The organism is Brevibacterium sp. OS20 (assembly GCF_056837565.1).
This window is the reverse complement of record NZ_CM166367.1, coordinates 2,041,476-2,060,054: the sequence shown is the minus strand read 5'-3', so window position 1 is coordinate 2,060,054 and position 18,579 is coordinate 2,041,476. Positions and strand designations below refer to the sequence as shown.

18 protein-coding genes are annotated in these 18,579 nt (G+C 64.2%); 10 read left to right on the top strand and 8 right to left on the bottom strand.

What is annotated here, in order from left to right; genetic code table 11:
• Positions 1-198: 198 nt before the first annotated feature.
• Both ACVZTU_RS09235 and ACVZTU_RS09230 read left to right on the top strand, forming a co-directional pair.
• On the top strand, positions 199-624 hold the full coding sequence (locus ACVZTU_RS09235; RefSeq protein WP_139467212.1) for a DUF1801 domain-containing protein: 426 nt from the start codon (positions 199-201) through the stop codon (positions 622-624).
• 48 nt (positions 625-672) lie between these two features.
• Positions 673-1,191, top strand: a complete 519-nt coding sequence (locus tag ACVZTU_RS09230; RefSeq protein WP_218973596.1) for a hotdog fold domain-containing protein — start codon at positions 673-675, stop codon at positions 1,189-1,191.
• 37 nt (positions 1,192-1,228) lie between these two features.
• Here the strand turns inward: ACVZTU_RS09230 and ACVZTU_RS09225 are convergent, their stop codons facing one another.
• The gene (locus tag ACVZTU_RS09225) at positions 1,229-1,789 is read right to left on the bottom strand and encodes a maleylpyruvate isomerase N-terminal domain-containing protein (protein ID WP_139467211.1); all 561 of its coding nucleotides are present in this window, start codon (positions 1,787-1,789) and stop codon (positions 1,229-1,231) included.
• A 241-nt stretch (positions 1,790-2,030) separates the two neighbouring features.
• Here ACVZTU_RS09225 and ACVZTU_RS09220 point away from each other — a divergent pair, with 241 nt between their 5' ends.
• The 5 genes from ACVZTU_RS09220 (at position 2,031) to ACVZTU_RS09200 (ending at position 6,965) form a co-directional block, all read left to right on the top strand.
• Positions 2,031-2,777, top strand: coding sequence for a DUF5058 family protein (locus tag ACVZTU_RS09220; protein WP_139467210.1), 747 nt, complete (start codon positions 2,031-2,033; stop codon positions 2,775-2,777).
• A 9-nt stretch (positions 2,778-2,786) separates the two neighbouring features.
• A complete protein-coding gene (locus ACVZTU_RS09215) occupies positions 2,787-3,524 on the top strand; it encodes a hypothetical protein (RefSeq protein ID WP_139467209.1) in 738 nt (245 codons plus the stop codon).
• Positions 3,525-3,618: 94 nt separating this feature from the next.
• Positions 3,619-4,860, top strand: coding sequence for an amidohydrolase (locus tag ACVZTU_RS09210; protein WP_139467208.1), 1,242 nt, complete (start codon positions 3,619-3,621; stop codon positions 4,858-4,860).
• A complete protein-coding gene (locus ACVZTU_RS09205) occupies positions 4,857-6,290 on the top strand; it encodes an amidase (protein WP_139467207.1) in 1,434 nt (477 codons plus the stop codon). Before ACVZTU_RS09210 ends, ACVZTU_RS09205 begins: the two co-directional genes overlap by 4 nt.
• Before the next feature lie 159 nt (positions 6,291-6,449).
• The gene (locus ACVZTU_RS09200; protein WP_139467206.1) at positions 6,450-6,965 is read left to right on the top strand and encodes a ferritin; all 516 of its coding nucleotides are present in this window, start codon (positions 6,450-6,452) and stop codon (positions 6,963-6,965) included.
• Between the two features lie 147 nt (positions 6,966-7,112).
• On the opposite strand, the gene ACVZTU_RS09195 is transcribed toward ACVZTU_RS09200, so the two are convergent.
• Positions 7,113-8,045, bottom strand: coding sequence for an AEC family transporter (locus tag ACVZTU_RS09195; protein WP_139467205.1), 933 nt, complete (start codon positions 8,043-8,045; stop codon positions 7,113-7,115).
• A gap of 82 nt (positions 8,046-8,127) precedes the next feature.
• Between ACVZTU_RS09195 and ACVZTU_RS09190 the strand changes: the two genes are divergently transcribed.
• A complete protein-coding gene (locus tag ACVZTU_RS09190) occupies positions 8,128-8,598 on the top strand; it encodes an Hsp20/alpha crystallin family protein (RefSeq protein WP_139467204.1) in 471 nt (156 codons plus the stop codon).
• A gap of 113 nt (positions 8,599-8,711) precedes the next feature.
• Here ACVZTU_RS09190 and ACVZTU_RS09185 read toward each other — a convergent pair whose 3' ends face one another.
• Positions 8,712-9,446, bottom strand: a complete 735-nt coding sequence (locus ACVZTU_RS09185) for a class I SAM-dependent methyltransferase (RefSeq protein WP_139467203.1) — start codon at positions 9,444-9,446, stop codon at positions 8,712-8,714.
• Positions 9,447-9,575: 129 nt separating this feature from the next.
• Between ACVZTU_RS09185 and ACVZTU_RS09180 the strand changes: the two genes are divergently transcribed.
• Positions 9,576-10,835: an aspartate aminotransferase type Ic gene (locus ACVZTU_RS09180; protein WP_139467202.1), complete on the top strand. Its 1,260-nt coding sequence runs from the start codon at positions 9,576-9,578 to the stop codon at positions 10,833-10,835.
• A gap of 84 nt (positions 10,836-10,919) precedes the next feature.
• On the opposite strand, the gene ACVZTU_RS09175 is transcribed toward ACVZTU_RS09180, so the two are convergent.
• From ACVZTU_RS09175 to ACVZTU_RS09165, 3 genes are read right to left on the bottom strand one after another with little or no spacing between them, the layout of a single operon-like run.
• On the bottom strand, positions 10,920-11,774 hold the full coding sequence (locus tag ACVZTU_RS09175; protein WP_139467201.1) for a 3-hydroxybutyryl-CoA dehydrogenase: 855 nt from the start codon (positions 11,772-11,774) through the stop codon (positions 10,920-10,922).
• A 50-nt stretch (positions 11,775-11,824) separates the two neighbouring features.
• Positions 11,825-12,331 (bottom strand): peptide deformylase, encoded by a 507-nt coding sequence (locus ACVZTU_RS09170; RefSeq protein ID WP_139467200.1) that lies wholly within the window; start codon positions 12,329-12,331, stop codon positions 11,825-11,827.
• Positions 12,324-15,725 carry a pyruvate carboxylase gene (locus ACVZTU_RS09165; protein WP_139467199.1) on the bottom strand — a complete coding sequence of 1,134 codons (3,402 nt, stop codon included), beginning with the start codon at positions 15,723-15,725 and terminating at the stop codon, positions 12,324-12,326. The genes ACVZTU_RS09170 and ACVZTU_RS09165 overlap by 8 nt, the downstream gene beginning before the upstream one ends.
• A 175-nt stretch (positions 15,726-15,900) precedes the next feature.
• On the opposite strand from ACVZTU_RS09165, the gene ACVZTU_RS09160 reads away from it, so the two are divergent.
• Positions 15,901-16,746 carry a ParA family protein gene (locus ACVZTU_RS09160; protein WP_446657545.1) on the top strand — a complete coding sequence of 282 codons (846 nt, stop codon included), beginning with the start codon at positions 15,901-15,903 and terminating at the stop codon, positions 16,744-16,746.
• Positions 16,747-16,948: 202 nt separating this feature from the next.
• Here ACVZTU_RS09160 and ACVZTU_RS09155 read toward each other — a convergent pair whose 3' ends face one another.
• Both ACVZTU_RS09155 and ACVZTU_RS09150 read right to left on the bottom strand, forming a co-directional pair.
• Positions 16,949-17,530 (bottom strand): MerR family transcriptional regulator, encoded by a 582-nt coding sequence (locus ACVZTU_RS09155; protein ID WP_101544153.1) that lies wholly within the window; start codon positions 17,528-17,530, stop codon positions 16,949-16,951.
• Between the two features lie 248 nt (positions 17,531-17,778).
• Positions 17,779-18,531, bottom strand: coding sequence for a lysophospholipid acyltransferase family protein (locus ACVZTU_RS09150; protein ID WP_139467197.1), 753 nt, complete (start codon positions 18,529-18,531; stop codon positions 17,779-17,781).
• Between the last annotated feature and the right edge of the window lie 48 nt (positions 18,532-18,579).

Genomic DNA, 18,579 nt, shown 5'->3' with positions numbered 1-18,579 from the left:
CGTGATTCGTGAGTTTCGATGCTCCTCTCCGCCTTAGGATAGAACGCCGATAATATACATTATGTTAAGTAAAGATTGAGAGCCGAGCCGCTGCCCCGTGGTTTCGCCTATAGAGTTGATGCTGACGATCGATGGCCGCAGATGTGTTCTGCAATCTGATGGTCCAGGTCTTCTGCTGAGTTCTGACTGGGAGGCGAAATGGCGACGAAGCAACCAGCAATGCGACCGACAGGCGAACCCGTCGATGACGTGCTCGACCGTGCAGGCGGTCCCAGGCGCGCCGAGGCTGATCGCCTGCGCGAGATCCTCACAGAGATCTCCGGCGAAGAGCCCGTTGTCTGGGCCTCACGCATCATCGGATTCGGCGAGGTCGAGTATCGCTACGAATCAGGACATGGCGGCACGATGCCGGTTCTCGCGTACTCCCCTGCCTCGCGTCAGCATACGATCTATCTCACGAGCGACTATGAGGACCGTTGGCCCGACCTTGCCTCCAGGCTCGGCAAGTACCGCAGCGGCACGTCGTGCCTGTATCTCACGCGCTTGAATGATGCCGACGAATCGGTGCTGCGTGAACTCCTCAAGCGCACTCGTGACCACACGCTCGCCGAATGGTCCGACTGATAGCATGTGTACTGAACAGTAACTCAGATCACAGTGAAGGGCGCCTCCATGACCGCAGACACCACAGCCGTGCAGACCGCCGAATCTGCACCCACCTTCAAGCTCTGGAAGAAGATGCAGGAGATGCCTCTGGGCGGCCTCGTCGGTTCATGGCTGTTCTCTCAGGGCATCTGCTTCAAGGCACCCTATTTCCGTACTGTGCGCCCGCAGATCAAAGAGCTGCGACCCGGGCTGTGCCGCGTCACTGCGCCCAACCGCCGTGGAATGCACAACCATATCGGCACCTATCACGCAATCGCGTCGTGCAATATGGCCGAAGTCGCCGCCGGTGTCATGACGGAAGCGACCGTGCCGCCCACTCACCGCTGGATCCCAGCGGGAATGACCGTGGAATACAACGCCAAGGCCAGCAAAGGGGCGGTCATGGCAGTCACCCGGCTTGAAGAGATCCCCGAATTCGGCGACGAGAAGTTCGACCTGATCGTCCCTGTGGATGTCCTCGACGCGAATGGCATCGCCTTCGTCACCGCACGCATCACCATGTACATCTCACCGAAGAAGCGCTGAAGCACCGCGGATCCACCAGGTCACCGCCTGGAACCCTTTACCGGCCCGACAGCAGCAACACGCGCTGAGCGTGCGTGACTCCCCCGCCGATCGGGCGTGGCGGCCTGTACCCGCCCTCAGGCCCTAAGTCGATGATGAGATCGCCGAGCTCGGTTGAGATGAACTCGGCAAGGCTCTCATCGATCGGCCAGTCATGTCCGGTGCCGCGTGAGAGATCAGCGGCATGGAGTGCGAGCTCGAGAATGCGCATCTGCACCAGCTGCGCTCCCGGGATGCTGCCGATCCGGTGAGCGACGGGCGCGTGGAGGTCGCATTCGTACACCAGCGCTCTGAACGTCCTCTCGTGAGTCCAGAAGGAATCGAGCATGTCCTCTCCGAGGTGATCGGCTCCCCTGGTGGCTTCGACTTCCTCCGTGCTCGCCTGCTGCAGCAGCTTCGTGTAGCGGACTCCCCCGCCGATCAGGTGATTGATGAGCTCCGCATTCGACCATTCCGCCGCCCCGCTCGTCCGGTTCAGATCGGAGGTGCGGACTCGACGGAGGGCTGTGACCCAACATGCTTCTGCCTGATCGAGCTGAGTGGTCGTGACTTCATCCATGCCCTCAGCCTAAGTCCGGATGCCTGGGACCGTACCGACGATCTCGGGTGGTGTCGTTCCGCAAGGCGGGAAGGGCATCAGAAATCGCTCCGCTGAATCTCGAGTGTTGAGAACTTCTGGTCAAACCATGGTCCTGACCGTTCGGTCAGTATAAGTTGTTCCTGCGCGCTGCGTGATGGTATACCAATGTGGATCGCCGTCCTGCGCCCCTGCAACTCGACAATGAAGTGAGGAGCTGACCATGACCGTGGCCAGCGGTTCGGCCGACTACATCGGCCTCGCAAACGCACCGATTCTCTGGATACTCGCGATGGCGGTGATGGGTGTCGTCGTCGTTCAATCGCTCATCTACATGACCGCGGTGAAGAAGAACGCCGAGTCCGCGGGTATGAGCCAACAGGAAGTCCGTTCGGCCTTCCGCGCCGGCGGTGTCGCCGCCATCGGGCCATCGCTGTCGGTGGTCCTCGTCGCCATCGCTCTGCTGCCTCTGTTCGGCACTCCCCCGGTCATCGTCCGCGTCGGACTCATCGGGTCCGCCGCCACCGAGGTCGCATCTGCGTCCCTGGCGGCAGGCACCATGGGTGCCAACCTCGGTGATGAGACCTTCACTCGCGGCGTGTTCATCGTCGCCCTCATGGCGATGAGCCTCTCGGGCGCCGGCTGGATGATCTCCACCCTCATCCTCACCCCGATCTTCAAACGCAGCTCTCACAAGCTCGAGAAGGTCAATCCCGCACTCATGTCGATCATCCCGGGTGCGGCACTGCTCGCGGCCTTCGCGGCGCTGACCTTCCGTGAGCTGCCGAAGTCACCGACCCATGTCATCGCCGTCATCGTCTCGGCAGTGGTGATGAGCATCTGCCTGCTGCTCGCCAAGACGCTCAAACAGAACTGGCTGAAGGAATGGGGATTGGGAATCTCCCTGCTCATCGGCCTCGTCGCCGCCTACTTCGCCCACTATGCCGGTCTCGGCATGCCCGAAGCCTGAGGAGAGACCATGTCATCGATCATCACATCACCCTCGCACGCGGCATTCGAGCGCACCACCAGCCGGTGGGGCTCGATCACGCTGTTCATCGGATTCCTCATCGCCACCTCGGTGCCGTTCTATCTTCTGTTCGTCGCCGACGCGAACATCGATCTCGGAGAGATCCTCAAGGGATTCCTCGCCGTGTTCGCCGTCTACGGAGTCTTCTACATCGTCGAACCTCTCACCTATTTCCCGATCCTCGGACCCGCCGGGATGTACCAGGCCTTCATGATCGGCAACGTCGCGAACAAGCTGCTGCCCTCGGCGATCGTCGCCCAGGACACGATCGGGGCGAAGCCCGGCACCCGCAAGGGAGAATACGCGGCGACGATGGCCATCTGCGGAGCCGCGATCATCCACGTCGCCTCGATGGTCATCTTCGTCGGCATCCTCGGCACCTGGCTCGTCTCCCTCATTCCCGAGCCGGTGACCCTCGTCGCGAAGCTCTACATCCTCCCGGCGATCCTCGGCGGTGTCACCGTCCAGCTCATCGCTTCTCTCAAGCAGCTGAAATCGACGCTCATCGCCCTCGGCATGGCGGCGCTGGTCATCCTCGTCCTCGTCAGACTGGTTCCCGTGCTCGCGCCCGGCGACGTCGCCATCGTCGTGTTCCTGACCATCCTCATCACATGGTTCACCCGCAACAAGGCGGTCACGGACAAAAGACCCGACAGCGACGGCACCGACACCGTCGGCATCAACTGAGGGCTGACAACGTTCGGTGCTCGTCTGCCGAGACCGACCCCCGCATCCGACAATTCCTGCCAAGATGGCACCAGACCTCTGCTGAAAGGACATCATGTCACTCAACTCCGCCCTCCGCGCGTCGATCAGTGCCGATCTTGACCAGACGATCGCCGACTACAAGCACTTCCACCGCACTCCCGAGCTGTCCATGCAGGAGACGAACACCGCCGCGGAGATCGCCTCCCGGCTCCAGGCCCTCGGACTGAAGACACACACCTTCGGCGGAACCGGAGTCGTCGCCGTGATCGAGAACGGCGACGGCCCGGTCATCGGCTACCGTGCCGACATCGACGGACTGCCGATCAGCGAGGACACCGGACTCGACTATGCCTCCACGGCGGACGGCACTCTTCCCGACGGCGAGACGACGAAGGTCATGCACGGCTGCGGCCACGACACTCACATCACAGTCGGCCTCTACCTCGCCAAGCACCTCGTCGCACACAGGGACCTGTGGTCGGGAACAGTCGTCATGCTCTTCCAGCCCGGTGAGGAAACCGGCCAAGGTGCGCGCGCCATGCTCGATGACGGGCTCTGGGATGAGATCGTGCGCCCCGAGGTCATCTTCGGTCAGCACGTGTGGCCCGGTGCCGCCGGTCACCTCTACGTCAGCAGCGGCACCGCCATGGCGATGTCCGACTGCCTGCGCGTGACCGTCAAGGGCAAGCAGGCACACGGATCCCAGCCGGAGAACGCGATCGACCCGATCGTCCTCGGCGCCTATATGATCACCCGCCTTCAGTCGGTCGTGTCACGCGAGATCTCCGGCCGCGACATGTCGGTCGTCACCGTCGGCACCTTCCACGGCGGACTCAAAGAGAACATCATCCCCGACTCCGCCGAATTCAAACTCAATATCCGCACCTTCACCGAGGAGGTCCGCGCGGTCGTCCTCGACCGGGTCCGCCGCATCATCGAAGCCGAGGCTCTTGCCTCCGGAGCTCCGGAACCCGAGATCGAAGAGATGTATCGGTTCCCGCGGTGCTACAACGACCCCGAGGAGACCGAGTCGTTCCTCACCCATGTCGGAGCCGAACTCGGCACCGAACAGGTCCACCTGTCCGAGCCCGCCACCGGCAGCGAGGATGTCGGAGCGTTCGGCGATGACATCGGAGTCCCATACGTGTACTGGTTCTTCGGCGGCTACTCCCCCGAGAAGTTCGCCGATGGTCAGACCCCGCCCGGGAATCACTCCCCGTTCTTCGCTCCCGACGATGTCGAGACCACTCTCGAGACGGGCATCAGAGCCGCGTTGTCCGCGGTGCTGAGCAAGGTCGGAAAGGACCGCGCATGAGCGAGGAGGTGCTGTGGTGGTCGACCCGTGAGCTGGCCGGCCGAATCGCCGCCAAAGAAGTCTCTGCTCGGGAGGCTCTGCAGGCCCATCTCGACCGCATCGATGAGGTCAACCCTGCTCTCAACGCCGTCGTCACACGAGACGACGAAGCTGCCTTCGCTCAAGCTGATGCCGCAGACGCAGCAACCGCCCGCGGTGAGAGCTTCGGTGCCCTGCACGGAGTGCCGATGACGCATAAGGACACCCACGACACGGCAGGTATGCGCACGACCTGGGGTTCACCGCTCATGGCCGATCGCGTGCCCGAAGCGGATGCGCTCATCATCGCCCGGCTCAAAGCCGCCGGCGTCACGACGACAGGCAAGACGAACGTGCCCGAGTTCGCCGCCGGCTCCCACACCTACAATGAGGTGTTCGGCACAACCGTGAACCCCTACGACCGGACGAAATCGGCATCGGGATCCTCCGGCGGTGTGGGGGCGGTGCTCGCGGCCGGGATCCAGGCGTCAGGCGACGGATCAGATATGGGCGGATCACTGCGGTCGCCCGCATCGTTCAACAACGTCGTCGGTCTGCGACCGAGCAACGGCCGTATCCCCCACGTTCGACCGGGCAACCCCTTCGCGTGGCTGTCCCAGAGCGGATTCATGGCACGCACGGTCTCCGACGTGGCGCTGCTCATGTCGGTGGCTTCGGGGCCACATCCTTCGGCGCCGGAATCGATCCTGGAATCGGGCAGTGTCTTCGACCTCCCGGAGTTCGCACTCGACGCCGACCGCTCCCCCGACCTCGCCGGACTGCGGGTCGGCTTCAACCCCGACCTGGACGGACTGCTTCCGGTCGAATCCGAGGTGCAGGAGATCGTCGCTTCCGCCGCGCCGGTGTTCGGCAGCCTCGGCGCGCATGTGGACGAAGAGATCCCGGATCTCACGGACGCCGACGAGGTATTCAACGTCCGCCGCGCCCTCGACTTCGTGGGCTCCTGGGGCGGTCTGTATGAGGCGCACCCGGACAGAATCAAGGAATCGGTCCGGTGGAACATCCGCATGGGCCTCGACCTCACCGGTGCCGAGGTGGCTTCGGCCGAATCAGCACGCACCCGCCTGCACGCGGAAGTCGACAGCTATTTCGCCGGCCATGACGTCCTCGTGCTCACCACGTGCCAGGTCCTGCCGTTCGATGCGGACATCGAGTATCCCAGGCAGATCAACGGGGTACAGCTGGAGAACTATCTCGATTGGATGCGGGCACTGTGCCTCATCTCGGCGACGGGCTGCCCAGCCATCTCGGTACCCGCCGGCTTCTCGGCTTCCGGCCTGCCGGTGGGTGTCCAGATCGTGGCGAAGCCGGGGGCGGACGTCGAGCTGCTGCGAGTCGCTCATGCCTTCGAATCCGCCACTGGACATCACCTCAGACGGCCGGACCTCTGATCGGCATTCTGCGCAGGACGCGGCGTCGGTCGAGGCAGGTATGGCATACCTGGGCAGAGTTTGCCGAGCCTTTCCACACTGGAACGGTTCTAGAAAAGGTGTCAGGATATTCTCTAAGCAGGCGGAACGGATCCGCCTCGAACCGCAAAGGAGTAAAAGATGCACCTGAGCCCCGCTATGCAGAAGGTCCTCAACGAGCAGGTCACCCTCGAACTCGAAGCCTCGTTGGTCTACCTCCAGCTCTCCATCCAGCTCGATGATCTCGATCTTCCCGGAATGACGCGCTGGATGCGCGCCCAGTCCGAAGAAGAGCAGGTTCACGCCGCCAAGTTCACCCAGCACTGCCTCGACCGCGGATTCGCCCCTCAGATCGGCGACATCGCCGCTCCGAAGGTCTCCGGTTCGCAGCCGATCGACTTCTTCAAGGCTGCACTGGCCCATGAGGAGAAGGTCTCGGAGTCCATCCGCAACATCTACCGCACCGCTCAGGACGAGGCCGACCTCGACGTCCTGCCGCTGCTCCACTGGTTCATCGACGAGCAGGTCGAGGAGGAGTCGAGCATCTCCGAGATCATCGGTCGCCTTGAGCGCGTCGGCAACGACGGTGCCGGCGTCCTGCGCATCGATTCCGAACTCGGCTCACGCCACCCTGATATCACCGCCGACAGCGAGTGAGAACTGCATGACCGCTCCGGCTCAGCGCTCCGAGCGAGCTCTATGAGTCGAGTGTGAACTCGAATCGAGTACTCAAGCGGCCGATCCCAGCACGGGATCGGCCGCTGACGTATGCAGGACCGAGGTTGCGGGGAGACCGGTCCGTCCTCAGCCGAGGACCGACTTGCCGATGAGCAGCACGACCGGCAGGGACACGAGCATGACGACGGTCTGACCGGCGATGAGTGCAGCCATGAGCTTCGCATCTCCCCCGAGCTGCCGGGCCATGACATAGCCCGAACTCGCCGTGGCGATCGACTGGAAGAGCAGCCCGACCAGCGCCGACACCGTCGGGACTGCCAAGAGAGACAGTGCGACGAGGGACAGCCCCGGCAGCACGATCAGCTTGACGATCGTTGAGACGATGATCGCCCGGGCATGGGCACGCATCGAGAACACCTGCAGACCGGCACCGACGCAGAGGAGCCCGATGGGCAGCGAGGCGGCCGCCAAGGGTTCGAGGACCGTGGCCGCCACGTCCGGCAGACCCAGACCGCTGACATTGGCCGCGGCTCCCGCGACGCAGCCGAGCACGAGAGGATTCGTCACGATCGCCTTGAACAGCGCGAGCAGCGAGCTCGGTCCGGTGCGCAGGAACTCGAAGCCGAGGCTCGAGATGACATTCACCGTGGGGACGAGGATCGCCGCGATGATCGCGGCCACGGCGCTGCCTTCGGAACCGAACAGGCTGCCCGCCAACGACAGGCCGATATAAGTGTTGAAGCGGATCCCGCCTTGGAGCACGGAGGTGAAGGCCGGAAGATCGCGGGCGATGACCCGGCGGGCGAGGACGATGCCCAGGGACACGATCACGGTGGGGATGACGAGAGCCGCTGCCAAGCGCGCGAGCGGGACATGGGCCACATCTACCTCGGCGACGGAGGTGAAGAGGAGCACCGGAAGGAGACAGTAGTACGCGAGCTTCTCCGCGCCCGACCAGAATTCCGGACTCCGAAATCCCGGCAGTCTCTTCAGCACGAGACCGAACGCGATGAGCGCCGTGACGGGAAGAAGGGCGAGGAGTATGGGAACCAGGCTCACAGACTGAGAATTTCATGAGTTTGGAATCATTTCAAAGTTGAGTGTGTTTGACTCAATGTAGGACCCGAACGAAAGGAAGCACATGGCTACACGTTTCGACCCCATCCGTGACCTCGACCGATTCTTCTCCGAGGTGACCCGCACTCCGAACGCCACCACCTTGCCGATGGACCTCTACCGCGACGGCGAAGTCTTCATCGCGCGCATCGATATGCCCGGAGTCGATCCGAGCAGCATCGATGTCGACGTCGAAGACCGCACGCTCACGGTTCGCGCTCGCCGCGAGTCCGAGGTCGCCGACAAGGACGTGAAGTGGCTGACCCGAGAACGCACCAACGGCACCTATGCCCGCCAGCTCACGCTCGGCAACCGGGTGGCGCTGGATCGTATCCGCGCCGACTACAGCGACGGTGTCCTCACGCTGACGATCCCCGTCGCCGAGGAGGCCCGCCCCCGGAAGATCTCCGTCTCCCATGCAGCCGGACAGACCTCCCCCGAGGTGGTTGAATCGTCTTCGTCCGACGAGCCCCGCTCCCCCGGCCTCGACAGCTGACACCGGCGCCGGATTCCGACGGAATCACGGTGGCCGAGGTTCGGACGCCGAGGCGTTCCCCGGTTGCCAACAGCGGGCCGCACCCTCATCGGGTGCGGCCCGCTTCGTGCGTTTCAGGCCCGTTCGAGGAGATACGCCAGGCACATATACGGCAGATCCACTGTGCCGGACACAGGATGCTCGACACTGAAGTACTCGCGCAGGTTCGCTTCGACTCGGGCTCGTGTCCTCTCGTTCGAGCGCAGCCAATACGACCGTGTGCGAGCGAGGTCGACGATTCCGTCGACGGCGAGCTCCGTGGTGAATTCGACGAGCCTGTGGTCGGTGAGAGCCAGACCGTTGCCGGGCTGAGGTCGGTACTGCGGTCGATAGACGTCGCCCGCGTGCATGATCCGGCTCAGGCGCAGCACCCAGTCGACGCGGACATCGAGTTGGTTGATGAGGATGAGCAGCCGGCCTCCCGGGCGAAGGATGCGCGCCATTTCGGCGGCTGCTTGCGCTTCGTCGAACCAATGCCAGGCCTGCGCGACAGTGACGAGGTCGAGGCTCTCTGCTTTCAGGCCGGTGTCCTCAGCGGTGCCGATCTTCGTGGGGGCAGGATTGCGTTCGAGTGCGGCTGTGTCGGGATCGACGGCGATGAGATCAGCACCGTGTGCGAGCAGCCGGCGGCTGAGGATTCCTGTTCCCGCACCGAGGTCGCATACGCGCAGACCGGACCATTGCGGCTCCCAACCGGTCAGCGCGAGGTCGAGGGCGGAGTCGGGATATCCGGGCCGCACCTCGTCATAGACTCCGGCCTGGGTGCCGAAACTGCGTCCGTGGGCGGCCTGCGCACGTGGTCGCACCATCTGAGTCTGCCTTTCATCGAATTGCCTGCGGTCGTCCGGGTCACCGCTGCAGACCACTCTAGCGCCGTCGACATTCGCCGAGTCGATAGGATGGAGTCAACGGCCCGTTCCCAGCCCTAAGGAGCCAGCATGTCCGCACCGTCCGACCTCTCGTCCAAACTGGACGAAGCCTCCGCCGCATACGAGGAATTCGCCTCGCGCGGTCTCGCGCTCGATATCACACGGGGCAAGCCGGCCCCGGAGCAGCTCGACCTCGCTGCCGATCTGCTCACTGCGGTCAGCGGCGACGACTTCCGCACTCCCGGTGGTGTCGATACCCGCAACTACGGCGGACTCGACGGACTCATCGAACTGCGGGAGATCTTCGCTCCGCTGCTCAAGGTTCCGGCCGATCAGCTGCTGGCCGGCGGCAATGCCTCGCTGACTTTCATGACCCAGGCGCTGACCTTCGCCCTCATGCACGGCACGGTCGTCGATGATCGCCCGTGGGGGCAGGGTCCGCATAAGCTGCTGTGTCCCGTGCCCGGTTACGACCGCCATTTCACCCTGGCCGAATCCCTCGGGTTCGAGCTGTTGACCATCCCGATGGATGACGAGGGCCCGATCATCTCCGAGGCGCAGCGTCTGGCCGAAGATCCGGCGGTCAAGGGCATGTGGCTGGTGCCGATGTATTCCAACCCGACCGGAATCACGGTCACCGAAGCGCGGGCACGGGAGCTGGCTGCCATGCCGACGGCGGCGCCCGACTTCACTCTGCTGTGGGACAACGCCTACGGGGTGCACCATCTGCGAGAGGACCATCCGGACAATCTCGACATCCTCTCCCTCTGCGCAGAGGCGGGTCATCCCGAACGCGCATGGGTCTTCGCCTCGACGTCGAAGATCACTCATGCCGGGGCCGGTGTGTCGTTCTTCGCCGGAGGCCCGGCCACGGTCGATTGGATGCGAGCGAACCTCGGGAAGGTCGCGATCGGCCCTGACAAGATCAACCAGCTGCGCCATGTCCGGTTCTTCTCCGACCCGGCCGGGGTCGAAGCACATATGCGCAAGCATGCCGAGATCGTCGCACCGAAGTTCGACGCGGTGCTCAAGGCGCTCGAGGACGGACTCGGAGCGGAAGAGCTGGCGCAGTGGACCTCCCCGGACGGCGGGTACTTCATCACTCTGACGACGATGGAGGGCATCGCCGATCGCGTCGTCAAACTCGCAGGGGAAGCCGGAGTGAAGCTGACTCCTGCCGGTGCCACACACCCGTACGGTCTCGACCCTGACAACAACATCATCCGCATCGCGCCGACGATGCCGACCCTCGATGAGGTCGAACTCGCCGCTCAGGGTCTCGTGGCGTGTGTGCGCCTGGCCAGCTATGAGAAGCTGCTCGCCGGCTGACACCCGAACGCTGCCTGCAGACAAAGACAGGTCCGCCCCGAACCGAAGGGTTCGGGGCGGACCTGTCTGTACCGGAGCGTCAGATCAGTATTCGTAGAATCCGCGTCCGGACTTCACACCGAGCAGGCCGGCATCGACCATGCGCGACAGCAGGATCGGAGGCTTGTTCGCCGGGTCACCGGTCTCCTCATACATGCTCTCTGCTGCATAGAGACAGGTGTCGAGACCGACGAGGTCGGCCAGCTTGATCGGTCCCATCGGATGGGCGCAGCCGCCGACCATTCCCGCGTCGATGTCCTCCTTCGTCGCGTGTCCGGCCTCGAGCATCCGGACCGCACTGAGCAGGTACGGGATGAGCAGGGCGTTGACGATGAAACCGGGGCGGTCATCGGCCTGGATCGGATTCTTCCCGAGCACATCGGCGACGAAGGACGTCACGGTGCTGCGGACATCCTCGGTGGTGAGCACCGAGGACACGATCTCGACGAGCGGCTGGACCGGTGCGGGGTTGAAGAAATGCACACCCAGCACGCGTTCGGGGCGCGAGGTCGCCTGCGCGAATCGGATGATCGGCATCGACGAGGTGTTCGAGGCCAGGATCGCTTCCGGGTCGGTGACGACCTGGTCGAGCTCGGCGAAGATCGACTTCTTGATGTCCTCGTTCTCACTGGCCGCCTCGATGACGAGCTGACGATCGGCGAGATCGCTGATATCGGTGGTGAACCGCAGTCGGCCGAGCGCCTCGTCACGGGCAGCGGCATCGAGTTTGCCCTTGTCCACTGCGCGAGCCAGGGACTTCTCGATGCGGGCACGACCGGCGGCCGAGGCCTCCTCGTTGATCTCGCGGACGATGACGTCGAGACCGGACTTTGCCAGCACCTCGGCGATTCCGGCTCCCATGAGTCCGCTGCCGATGACGGCGGTGCGCTGGATGCTCATAAACTTCTCCTTCTTGGTCTATATGGTCGGTCGGGTGCGAATGACTCGGCTCAGGGCATTCGGGCGAGGAACCAACCGGCCGAGCGGATGGCTTTCATGGCCTCCCGCCGGCGTTCCCCGGGCAGAGTCTGGATGTAGACCTGCCCGTCGAGGTGCCCCACCTCGTGTTGGAGCATCTGGGCGAAGACTTCCGTGCCTTCGATCTCGATCGGCTGATTCTTCGCATCCACCCCGCGTACCCGAGCGAATTCGTAGCGTGGGGTGGGGAAGAACAGCCCGGGAACGGAGAGGCAGCCTTCTTCGATATCTCGCAGCTGCCCGCCGAGCTCGACGATCTCCGGGTTGATGACATATCCCGTGCGACCGTCGAGGTCGTAGCCGAAGGCTCGCAGTCCGACCCCGATCTGCGGAGCGGCGACGGCCGCACGGCCCTCGGGCCGTGCGGTGTCGACGAGGTCGGCTGCCAGAGCTTCGACGTGATCATCGAAGACCATCACCGGTTCGCACTTGCTGCGGAGCACGGGGTCTCCCCACAGTCGGATCTCACGTTCAGGCATCGATCACCACGACGAGGTCTCCGCCTTCGAGCTGCTGGACATCGGCGATGGCCACACGGGAGACGGTTCCGGCCGTCTGCGTGGTGATCGTCGCTTCCATCTTCATCGCCTCGATGGTGGCCACGGTGTCGCCGACGGAGACCTTGTCGCCCTCGTGGACCTGCATGGTCACAACACCGGCGAACGGGCTGCCGACGTGTCCGCTGTTATTCGGATCGGCCTTCTCCGCAGTCTTGACTTCGCTTTCGACGGACCGGTCACGCACCTGCAGCGGACGCAGCTGCCCGTTGAGGGTGAACATGACCGAACGCATCCCGCGCTCGTCAGTGCCGCCGATGGCCTGGACGCCGATGAGCAGGTTCTTGCCCTTCGCCAGCTCGACGGCATGCTCTTCCCCACTGGTGAGGCCGTAGAGGTACTCGGAGGTCTCTACGACGGAGAGGTCGCCGTAGTTCGAGCGCATCGACTGGAATTCCTTCGTCGGCCCGGGGAACAGCAGCTCGTTGAGCTTGTCCTTCCGGTCCCGGCCCGGCGTCTGCAGTGCTTCGGCATCCGCCGGTTCGAGATGCTCGGTGAGCGGCTTGGCGGAACGGCCGGCGAGGGCCTTCGTGCGGAACGGCTCGGGCCATCCGCCCGGAGGGTCACCGAGGTCACCGTTGAGGAAGCCGATCACCGAATCGGGAATGTCGAACTTGTCGGGGTTCTCCGCGAACTCCTCCGGCGCAACTCCGGCGCCGACGAGATGGAGCGCCAGATCGCCGACGACCTTCGAGGACGGGGTGACCTTGACGAGGTGGCCGAGAATCGAATCGGCGGCCGCATACATGTGCTCGATGTCCTCGAACCGCTCCCCCAGGCCCAGTGCGACGGCCTGCTGGCGCAGGTTCGACAGCTGTCCGCCGGGGATCTCGTGACGGTAGACGCGGCCGGTCGGTCCGGCGAGCCCGGACTCGAAGGGTGCGTAGAGTTTGCGCACCGATTCCCAGTAGGGTTCGAGGTCGCTGACGGCGTCGAGGCTGATGCCGGTGTCGCGCTCGGTGTTCTCGAATGCGGCGACGAGCGCGGAGAGACTCGGCTGGCTGGTGGTTCCGGCCATGGCCGCCGAGGCGGCATCGACGGCATCGGCACCGGCGGCGGCAGCTGCATAGAGGGTGGCCAGCTGTCCGCCCGCGGTGTCGTGGGTGTGGACGTGGACGGGCAGGTCGAAGTTCTCCCGCAGAGCAGTCACGAGCTTGACCGTGGCGGCAGGGCGCAGCAGGCCGGCCATGTCCTTGATGGCGAGCACATGAGCTCCGGCGCCAACGATCTGTTCGGCCAAGCGCAGGTAGTAGTCGAGCGTGTAGAGCTCTTCCTTCGGATCGAGGATGTCCGAGGTGTAGCACAGGGCCACCTCGGCCAGTGCCGTGTTCGTTCCGCGCACGGCCTCGATCGCCGGACGCATCTGCTCGACGTCGTTGAGAGCGTCGAAGATGCGGAAGATGTCGATGCCCGTGCGGGCCGCCTCATCGACGAATGCGTCGGTAACCTCGGTCGGGTACGGGGTGTAGCCGACGGTGTTGCGTCCGCGCAGAAGCATCTGCAGGTTGATGTTGGGCACCGCGGTGCGCAGGGCTTCGAGACGTTCCCATGGATCCTCGCCGAGGAAGCGCAGCGCCACATCATAGGTCGCACCGCCCCAGGCCTCGATGCTCAGCAGCTCGGGTGTCATGCGGGAGACGTGCCCGGCCACGGCCAGCAGGTCTCGTGTGCGCACACGGGTGGCCAGCAGGGACTGGTGGGCGTCGCGGAATGTCGTATCCGTGACGGCCAGGGAGCTCTGCTCACGCAGGGCGCGGGCGAAGCCCTCCGGTCCGAGCTCGGCGAGACGGTCGCGGCTGCCCGCAGCGGGTGCTGCGGAGAGGTCGATGCTCGGGAGCTTGTCGCCCGGACGGATGCGCAGGCCCGGTTCGCCGTGGGGGCGGTTGACCGTGACATCGGCGAGGTAGTCGAGCAGCTTCGAGCCGCGGTCGGCGCTCACTCGAGCGTCGAAGAGCTGCGGGCGTTCTTCGATGAAGGACGTGGACAAGTCTCCGGCGACGAATGCGGGATCATCGAGGACGGCCTGCAGGAAGCCGATGTTCGACGATACGCCGCGGATGCGGAACTCAGCCAGGGCGCGTTTGGCACGGCCGACGGCCTGAGCGAAGTCGCGGCCGCGGCACGAGAGCTTCACGAGCATCGAGTCGAAGTGGGGGCTGACGGCAGCACCGGCGTGGACGGTTCCGCCGTCGAGGCGCACACCTGCACCACCGGCAGAGCGGTAGGCGGTGATCGTGCCGGTGTCGGGGCGGAACGAGTTCGCGGGATCCTCGGTGGTGATGCGGCACTGGAGTGCGGCGCCCTTGATCCGCATCTCGTCCTGGCGCAGGCCGATCTCTTCGAGGGTGGCCCCGGCGGCGATGCGCATCTGCGAGGCCACGATGTCGACGTCGGTGATCTCTTCAGTCACTGTGTGTTCGACCTGGACACGCGGGTTCATTTCGATGAACACGTGCTTGCCGGCGCGCGGCCCGTCGGTTTCGAGGAGGAATTCCACGGTGCCGGCGTTCTGGTAGCCCAGCGCCTTTGCGAACTTCAGGGCATCTGCGTGCAGGGCGGCCGCGATCTCGGGATCGAGGTTCGGGGCCGGAGCGATCTCCACGACCTTCTGGTGGCGGCGCTGCACGGAGCAGTCGCGTTCGAAGAGGTGGATGGCGTTCGAGTCGTTGTCGGCCAGCACCTGGACTTCGATGTGACGGGGGCGCTGCACCGCCTGCTCGATGAAGACCGTGGGATCGCCGAAGGCGCCTTCGGCTTCGCGCATCGCGGCCTTGAGAGCGTCTTCGAGGTCGGAGGCCTGAGCCACGCGACGCATTCCGCGACCACCGCCGCCGGCGACGGCCTTGACGAAGAGGGGGTATTCCATCGATTCGGCATCGGCGAGCAGCTGCGCGATATCGGCCGACGGACGTGTCGAGTCGAGGACGGGGATGCCCGCATTGCGTGCTGCCGCCAGCGCCTGGACCTTGTTTCCTGCCAGTTCGAGCACATCGGCCTTGGGGCCGATGAAAGTGATGCCCGCTTCGGCACAGGCTCGTGCCAGATCGGGGTTCTCAGAGAGGAAGCCGTATCCGGGGTAGATGGCGTCGGCGCCGCTCTCCTTCGCCACCCGCAGCATCTCTTCGACGCTGAGGTAGGCGCGGACGGGATGACCCTCCTCACCGATCATGTAGGCTTCGTCGGCCTTCATGCGATGTTCGGAGTTGCGGTCCTCATACGGGAAGACTGCGACGGTGGAGGCTCCGAGCTCATAGGCGGCACGGAACGCACGAACGGCGATCTCTCCGCGGTTGGCCACGAGGACTTTAGAGAACATAGGTGTCTCTCACTTCTGTATCGGCCGCACTGGGCGACTGGTCGACAAGCTGTCGGGAACATACTCTACAAGTGACCTGGAACACCTCTGCGCCCGGGGGTCGACTTTGGACTGAGACGTGAGTCTCGGCGTGGTCGGCACGGCTCGGCAGCCGCCGATACGTTAACGTAGGAGGGTGCTTGTCCTAAGTATCAGCAGCCTCAAAGGCGGAGTCGGTAAGACATCCGTGACGCTCGGTCTGGCCTCGGCGGCCTACAACAGGGGGATTCCCACCCTGGTCGTCGACATGGACCCGCAGGCGGACTCGTCGACCGGCCTCGATGTGCCGACCTCGACGCGTGTCGACATCGCCGATGTGCTCGCTGCTCCGAAGTCCCAGAAGATCCTGTCCGAGGCGATCATCCCCTCCGGGTGGGTCGGTGACAGGCTCGGCCACCTCGATGTGATCTCAGGATCTCCGCGTGCCGCGGAATTCGATCGGCCTTCGCTGTCCGAGCGCTATCTGCGCCGGCTGGAAGATGCCCTGACTCGCATCGCGAAAGGCTACCGACTCGTCCTCATCGACTGTCCGCCCAGCCTCAACGGTCTCACCCGTACGGCGTGGACAGCGAGCAACCGAGTCGCGGTCGTCACCGAGCCCAGCCTGTTCTCTGTTGCGGCTGCCGACCGTGCCCTGCGGGCGACGGACGAGCTGCGGCAGCGTGGTGCCTCCGATCTGCAGCCACTCGGCCTGGTCGTCAATCGGGTACGTGCCGGTTCGACCGAACATGACTATCGCATCCAGGAGATGCGTGAGATGTTCGGTCCTCTCGTCCTCAATCCGCCCTTGGCCGAACGGGCCGTCATGCAGCAGGCTCAGGGATCGGCGCGTCCGATCCACTCCTGGCCGGGCAAACCCGCCGAAGAAGTCGCCGGCTCGTTCGACGCTCTTCTCGAACGAGCACTGCGCTCGGAGAACATCCGCGGACGACGCGGTGCCGCCCCGGCGAAGAACGGCGCTCAGCACCCCGAGCAGAAGTGAACGACTAGCTGCCCCCGCTCCCCCACCAACACGTCGACTGCCGTCGCGAACTCAGGTTCGCGACGGCAGTTCTCTGTTCCCGGGCGCCTCGGACACATTCGAGGCGCCCGGCGCCTCACCTTTCCGTTCCATACGACGACCGAGGCGGTCCGCTCGAACTGAGCGGACCGCCTCGGTGGTGGTGTGAGTACTCTGTCGGCTGTCAGCCGGACTTGCGTGCGCGACGGGCGGCGAGCTCATCCATGGCTTCGAGGGCCGCGTCGTCTTCTGGGACTCGTTCGCTCGGGAACTCGGACAGCGAACCTTCGACTTCGTTCCAGACGCGGCCGACGGCGATGCCGAAGACGCCCTGCCCTCCCTGGAGGAGGTCGACGACCTCATCAGGTGAGGTGCATTCGAAGACGCTGGCGCCATCGGACATGAGGGTGATCTGTGAGAGATCGTCGACGCCGCGGGAACGCAGGTGCTCAACCGCGGTGCGGATCGACTGCAGTCCGACGCCGGTGTCGAGAAGTCGCTTGACGATCTTGAGGACGAGGATGTCACGGAAGCTGTAGAGCCGCTGGCTGCCGGATCCGGTCGCATTGCGGATCGACGGGGTCACCAGATCGGTGCGCGCCCAGTAATCGAGGCGACGGTAGCTGATGCCGACGACCTTGCAGACGGTGGGACCGCGGTAGCCGGCCTCTTCATCGAGTACGGGCAGATCATCATCGAACAGCAGCCCTTGGGCTGCTGACGGCATCGGCGTCATGTCGACGCTTTCATGACTTGAGCGGTTCACACCGACTCCTCCTTAAAGTCCCTGGGGGAAGCGAAGGTCGCTTGGAAGGACCGAGAACATAGTCATTCTAGCTCTCTTCCCAGCGAACCTACAGTGGGATTCAACAACTCCAAGTTATTCTGCCGTCCCCGCCAGGACAAACATCTCGAGGTAACAATTTCCGCGTGTCGCCGTTACCGCAGTATTCGAACATGTCACATGGATGTCATTCAGGCGACCCGGAGCGGAAGGAGCCGGGGCCGAAGGGCCTAGTTCGACGGGCTTTCGCCGTCTGATTTCGATTCATCCCGGTTCGGAGGATCCGTCTTCTTCGGCTTGGCGCTCGTCAGCAGCTTGGTTTTGACCGTCGACGCATAGCTGTCAACGTATTCCTGTCCGGACAGGCGCATGATCTCGTACATGATCTCGTCGGTGACCGACCGCAGCATGAAACGGTCGACAGGAAGACCCGAATACTTCGAGAAGTCCATCGGTGCGCCGAAGACGACTCCGACACGCCGGAGCTTGGGAACGAGGCGACCGGCAGGCTGCAGCTTGTCCGTGCCGATGATCGCCACTGGAACCACAGGCGCGCCGGACTCGAGGACGAGACGCGCAATGCCAGTGCGTCCGCGATAGAGCTTCCCGTCGGGCGAGCGAGTGCCTTCGGGATAGATGCCCAGCGAGTTTCCCTCACGGAGAACCTTCAGACCCGATTCGAGCGACGCCTGAGATCCCGATCCGCCGCCGCGGTCCATGGGCAGCTGATTGTTGAGCTTGAAGAACCACCGTGTCACCGCACCCTTGATTCCGCGACCGGTGAAGTAGTCCTTCTTCGCCAGATAGACGACGGGACGCGGAGCGAGCAGCGGAACGAAGATCGAGTCCATGAAGTGGTTGTGATTTCCTGCGATGATCGCCGGGCCCTCGGACGGCAGATTGTCCAGGCCCCGCACCCACGGACGGAAGAGGATCCGCAGGATGGGTCCGGCGAGGACTCGCTTGAGAAACCAGTAGAACACGCGCACCCTTCCGACTACGACTCTTTGTCGTCCTCGGCAATCATATAT

Coding starts and splice junctions, on each gene's coding strand:
- ACVZTU_RS09235 (WP_139467212.1), top strand. CDS start 199: ATGGCGACGAAGCAACCAGCAATGCGACCGACAGGCGAACCCGTCGAT.
- ACVZTU_RS09210 (WP_139467208.1), top strand. CDS start 3,619: ATGTCACTCAACTCCGCCCTCCGCGCGTCGATCAGTGCCGATCTTGAC.
- ACVZTU_RS09205 (WP_139467207.1), top strand. CDS start 4,857: ATGAGCGAGGAGGTGCTGTGGTGGTCGACCCGTGAGCTGGCCGGCCGA.
- ACVZTU_RS09215 (WP_139467209.1), top strand. CDS start 2,787: ATGTCATCGATCATCACATCACCCTCGCACGCGGCATTCGAGCGCACC.
- ACVZTU_RS09190 (WP_139467204.1), top strand. CDS start 8,128: ATGGCTACACGTTTCGACCCCATCCGTGACCTCGACCGATTCTTCTCC.
- ACVZTU_RS09185 (WP_139467203.1), bottom strand. CDS start 9,446: ATGGTGCGACCACGTGCGCAGGCCGCCCACGGACGCAGTTTCGGCACC.
- ACVZTU_RS09230 (WP_218973596.1), top strand. CDS start 673: ATGACCGCAGACACCACAGCCGTGCAGACCGCCGAATCTGCACCCACC.
- ACVZTU_RS09165 (WP_139467199.1), bottom strand. CDS start 15,725: ATGTTCTCTAAAGTCCTCGTGGCCAACCGCGGAGAGATCGCCGTTCGT.
- ACVZTU_RS09225 (WP_139467211.1), bottom strand. CDS start 1,789: ATGGATGAAGTCACGACCACTCAGCTCGATCAGGCAGAAGCATGTTGG.
- ACVZTU_RS09180 (WP_139467202.1), top strand. CDS start 9,576: ATGTCCGCACCGTCCGACCTCTCGTCCAAACTGGACGAAGCCTCCGCC.
- ACVZTU_RS09200 (WP_139467206.1), top strand. CDS start 6,450: ATGCACCTGAGCCCCGCTATGCAGAAGGTCCTCAACGAGCAGGTCACC.
- ACVZTU_RS09220 (WP_139467210.1), top strand. CDS start 2,031: ATGACCGTGGCCAGCGGTTCGGCCGACTACATCGGCCTCGCAAACGCA.
- ACVZTU_RS09170 (WP_139467200.1), bottom strand. CDS start 12,331: ATGCCTGAACGTGAGATCCGACTGTGGGGAGACCCCGTGCTCCGCAGC.
- ACVZTU_RS09175 (WP_139467201.1), bottom strand. CDS start 11,774: ATGAGCATCCAGCGCACCGCCGTCATCGGCAGCGGACTCATGGGAGCC.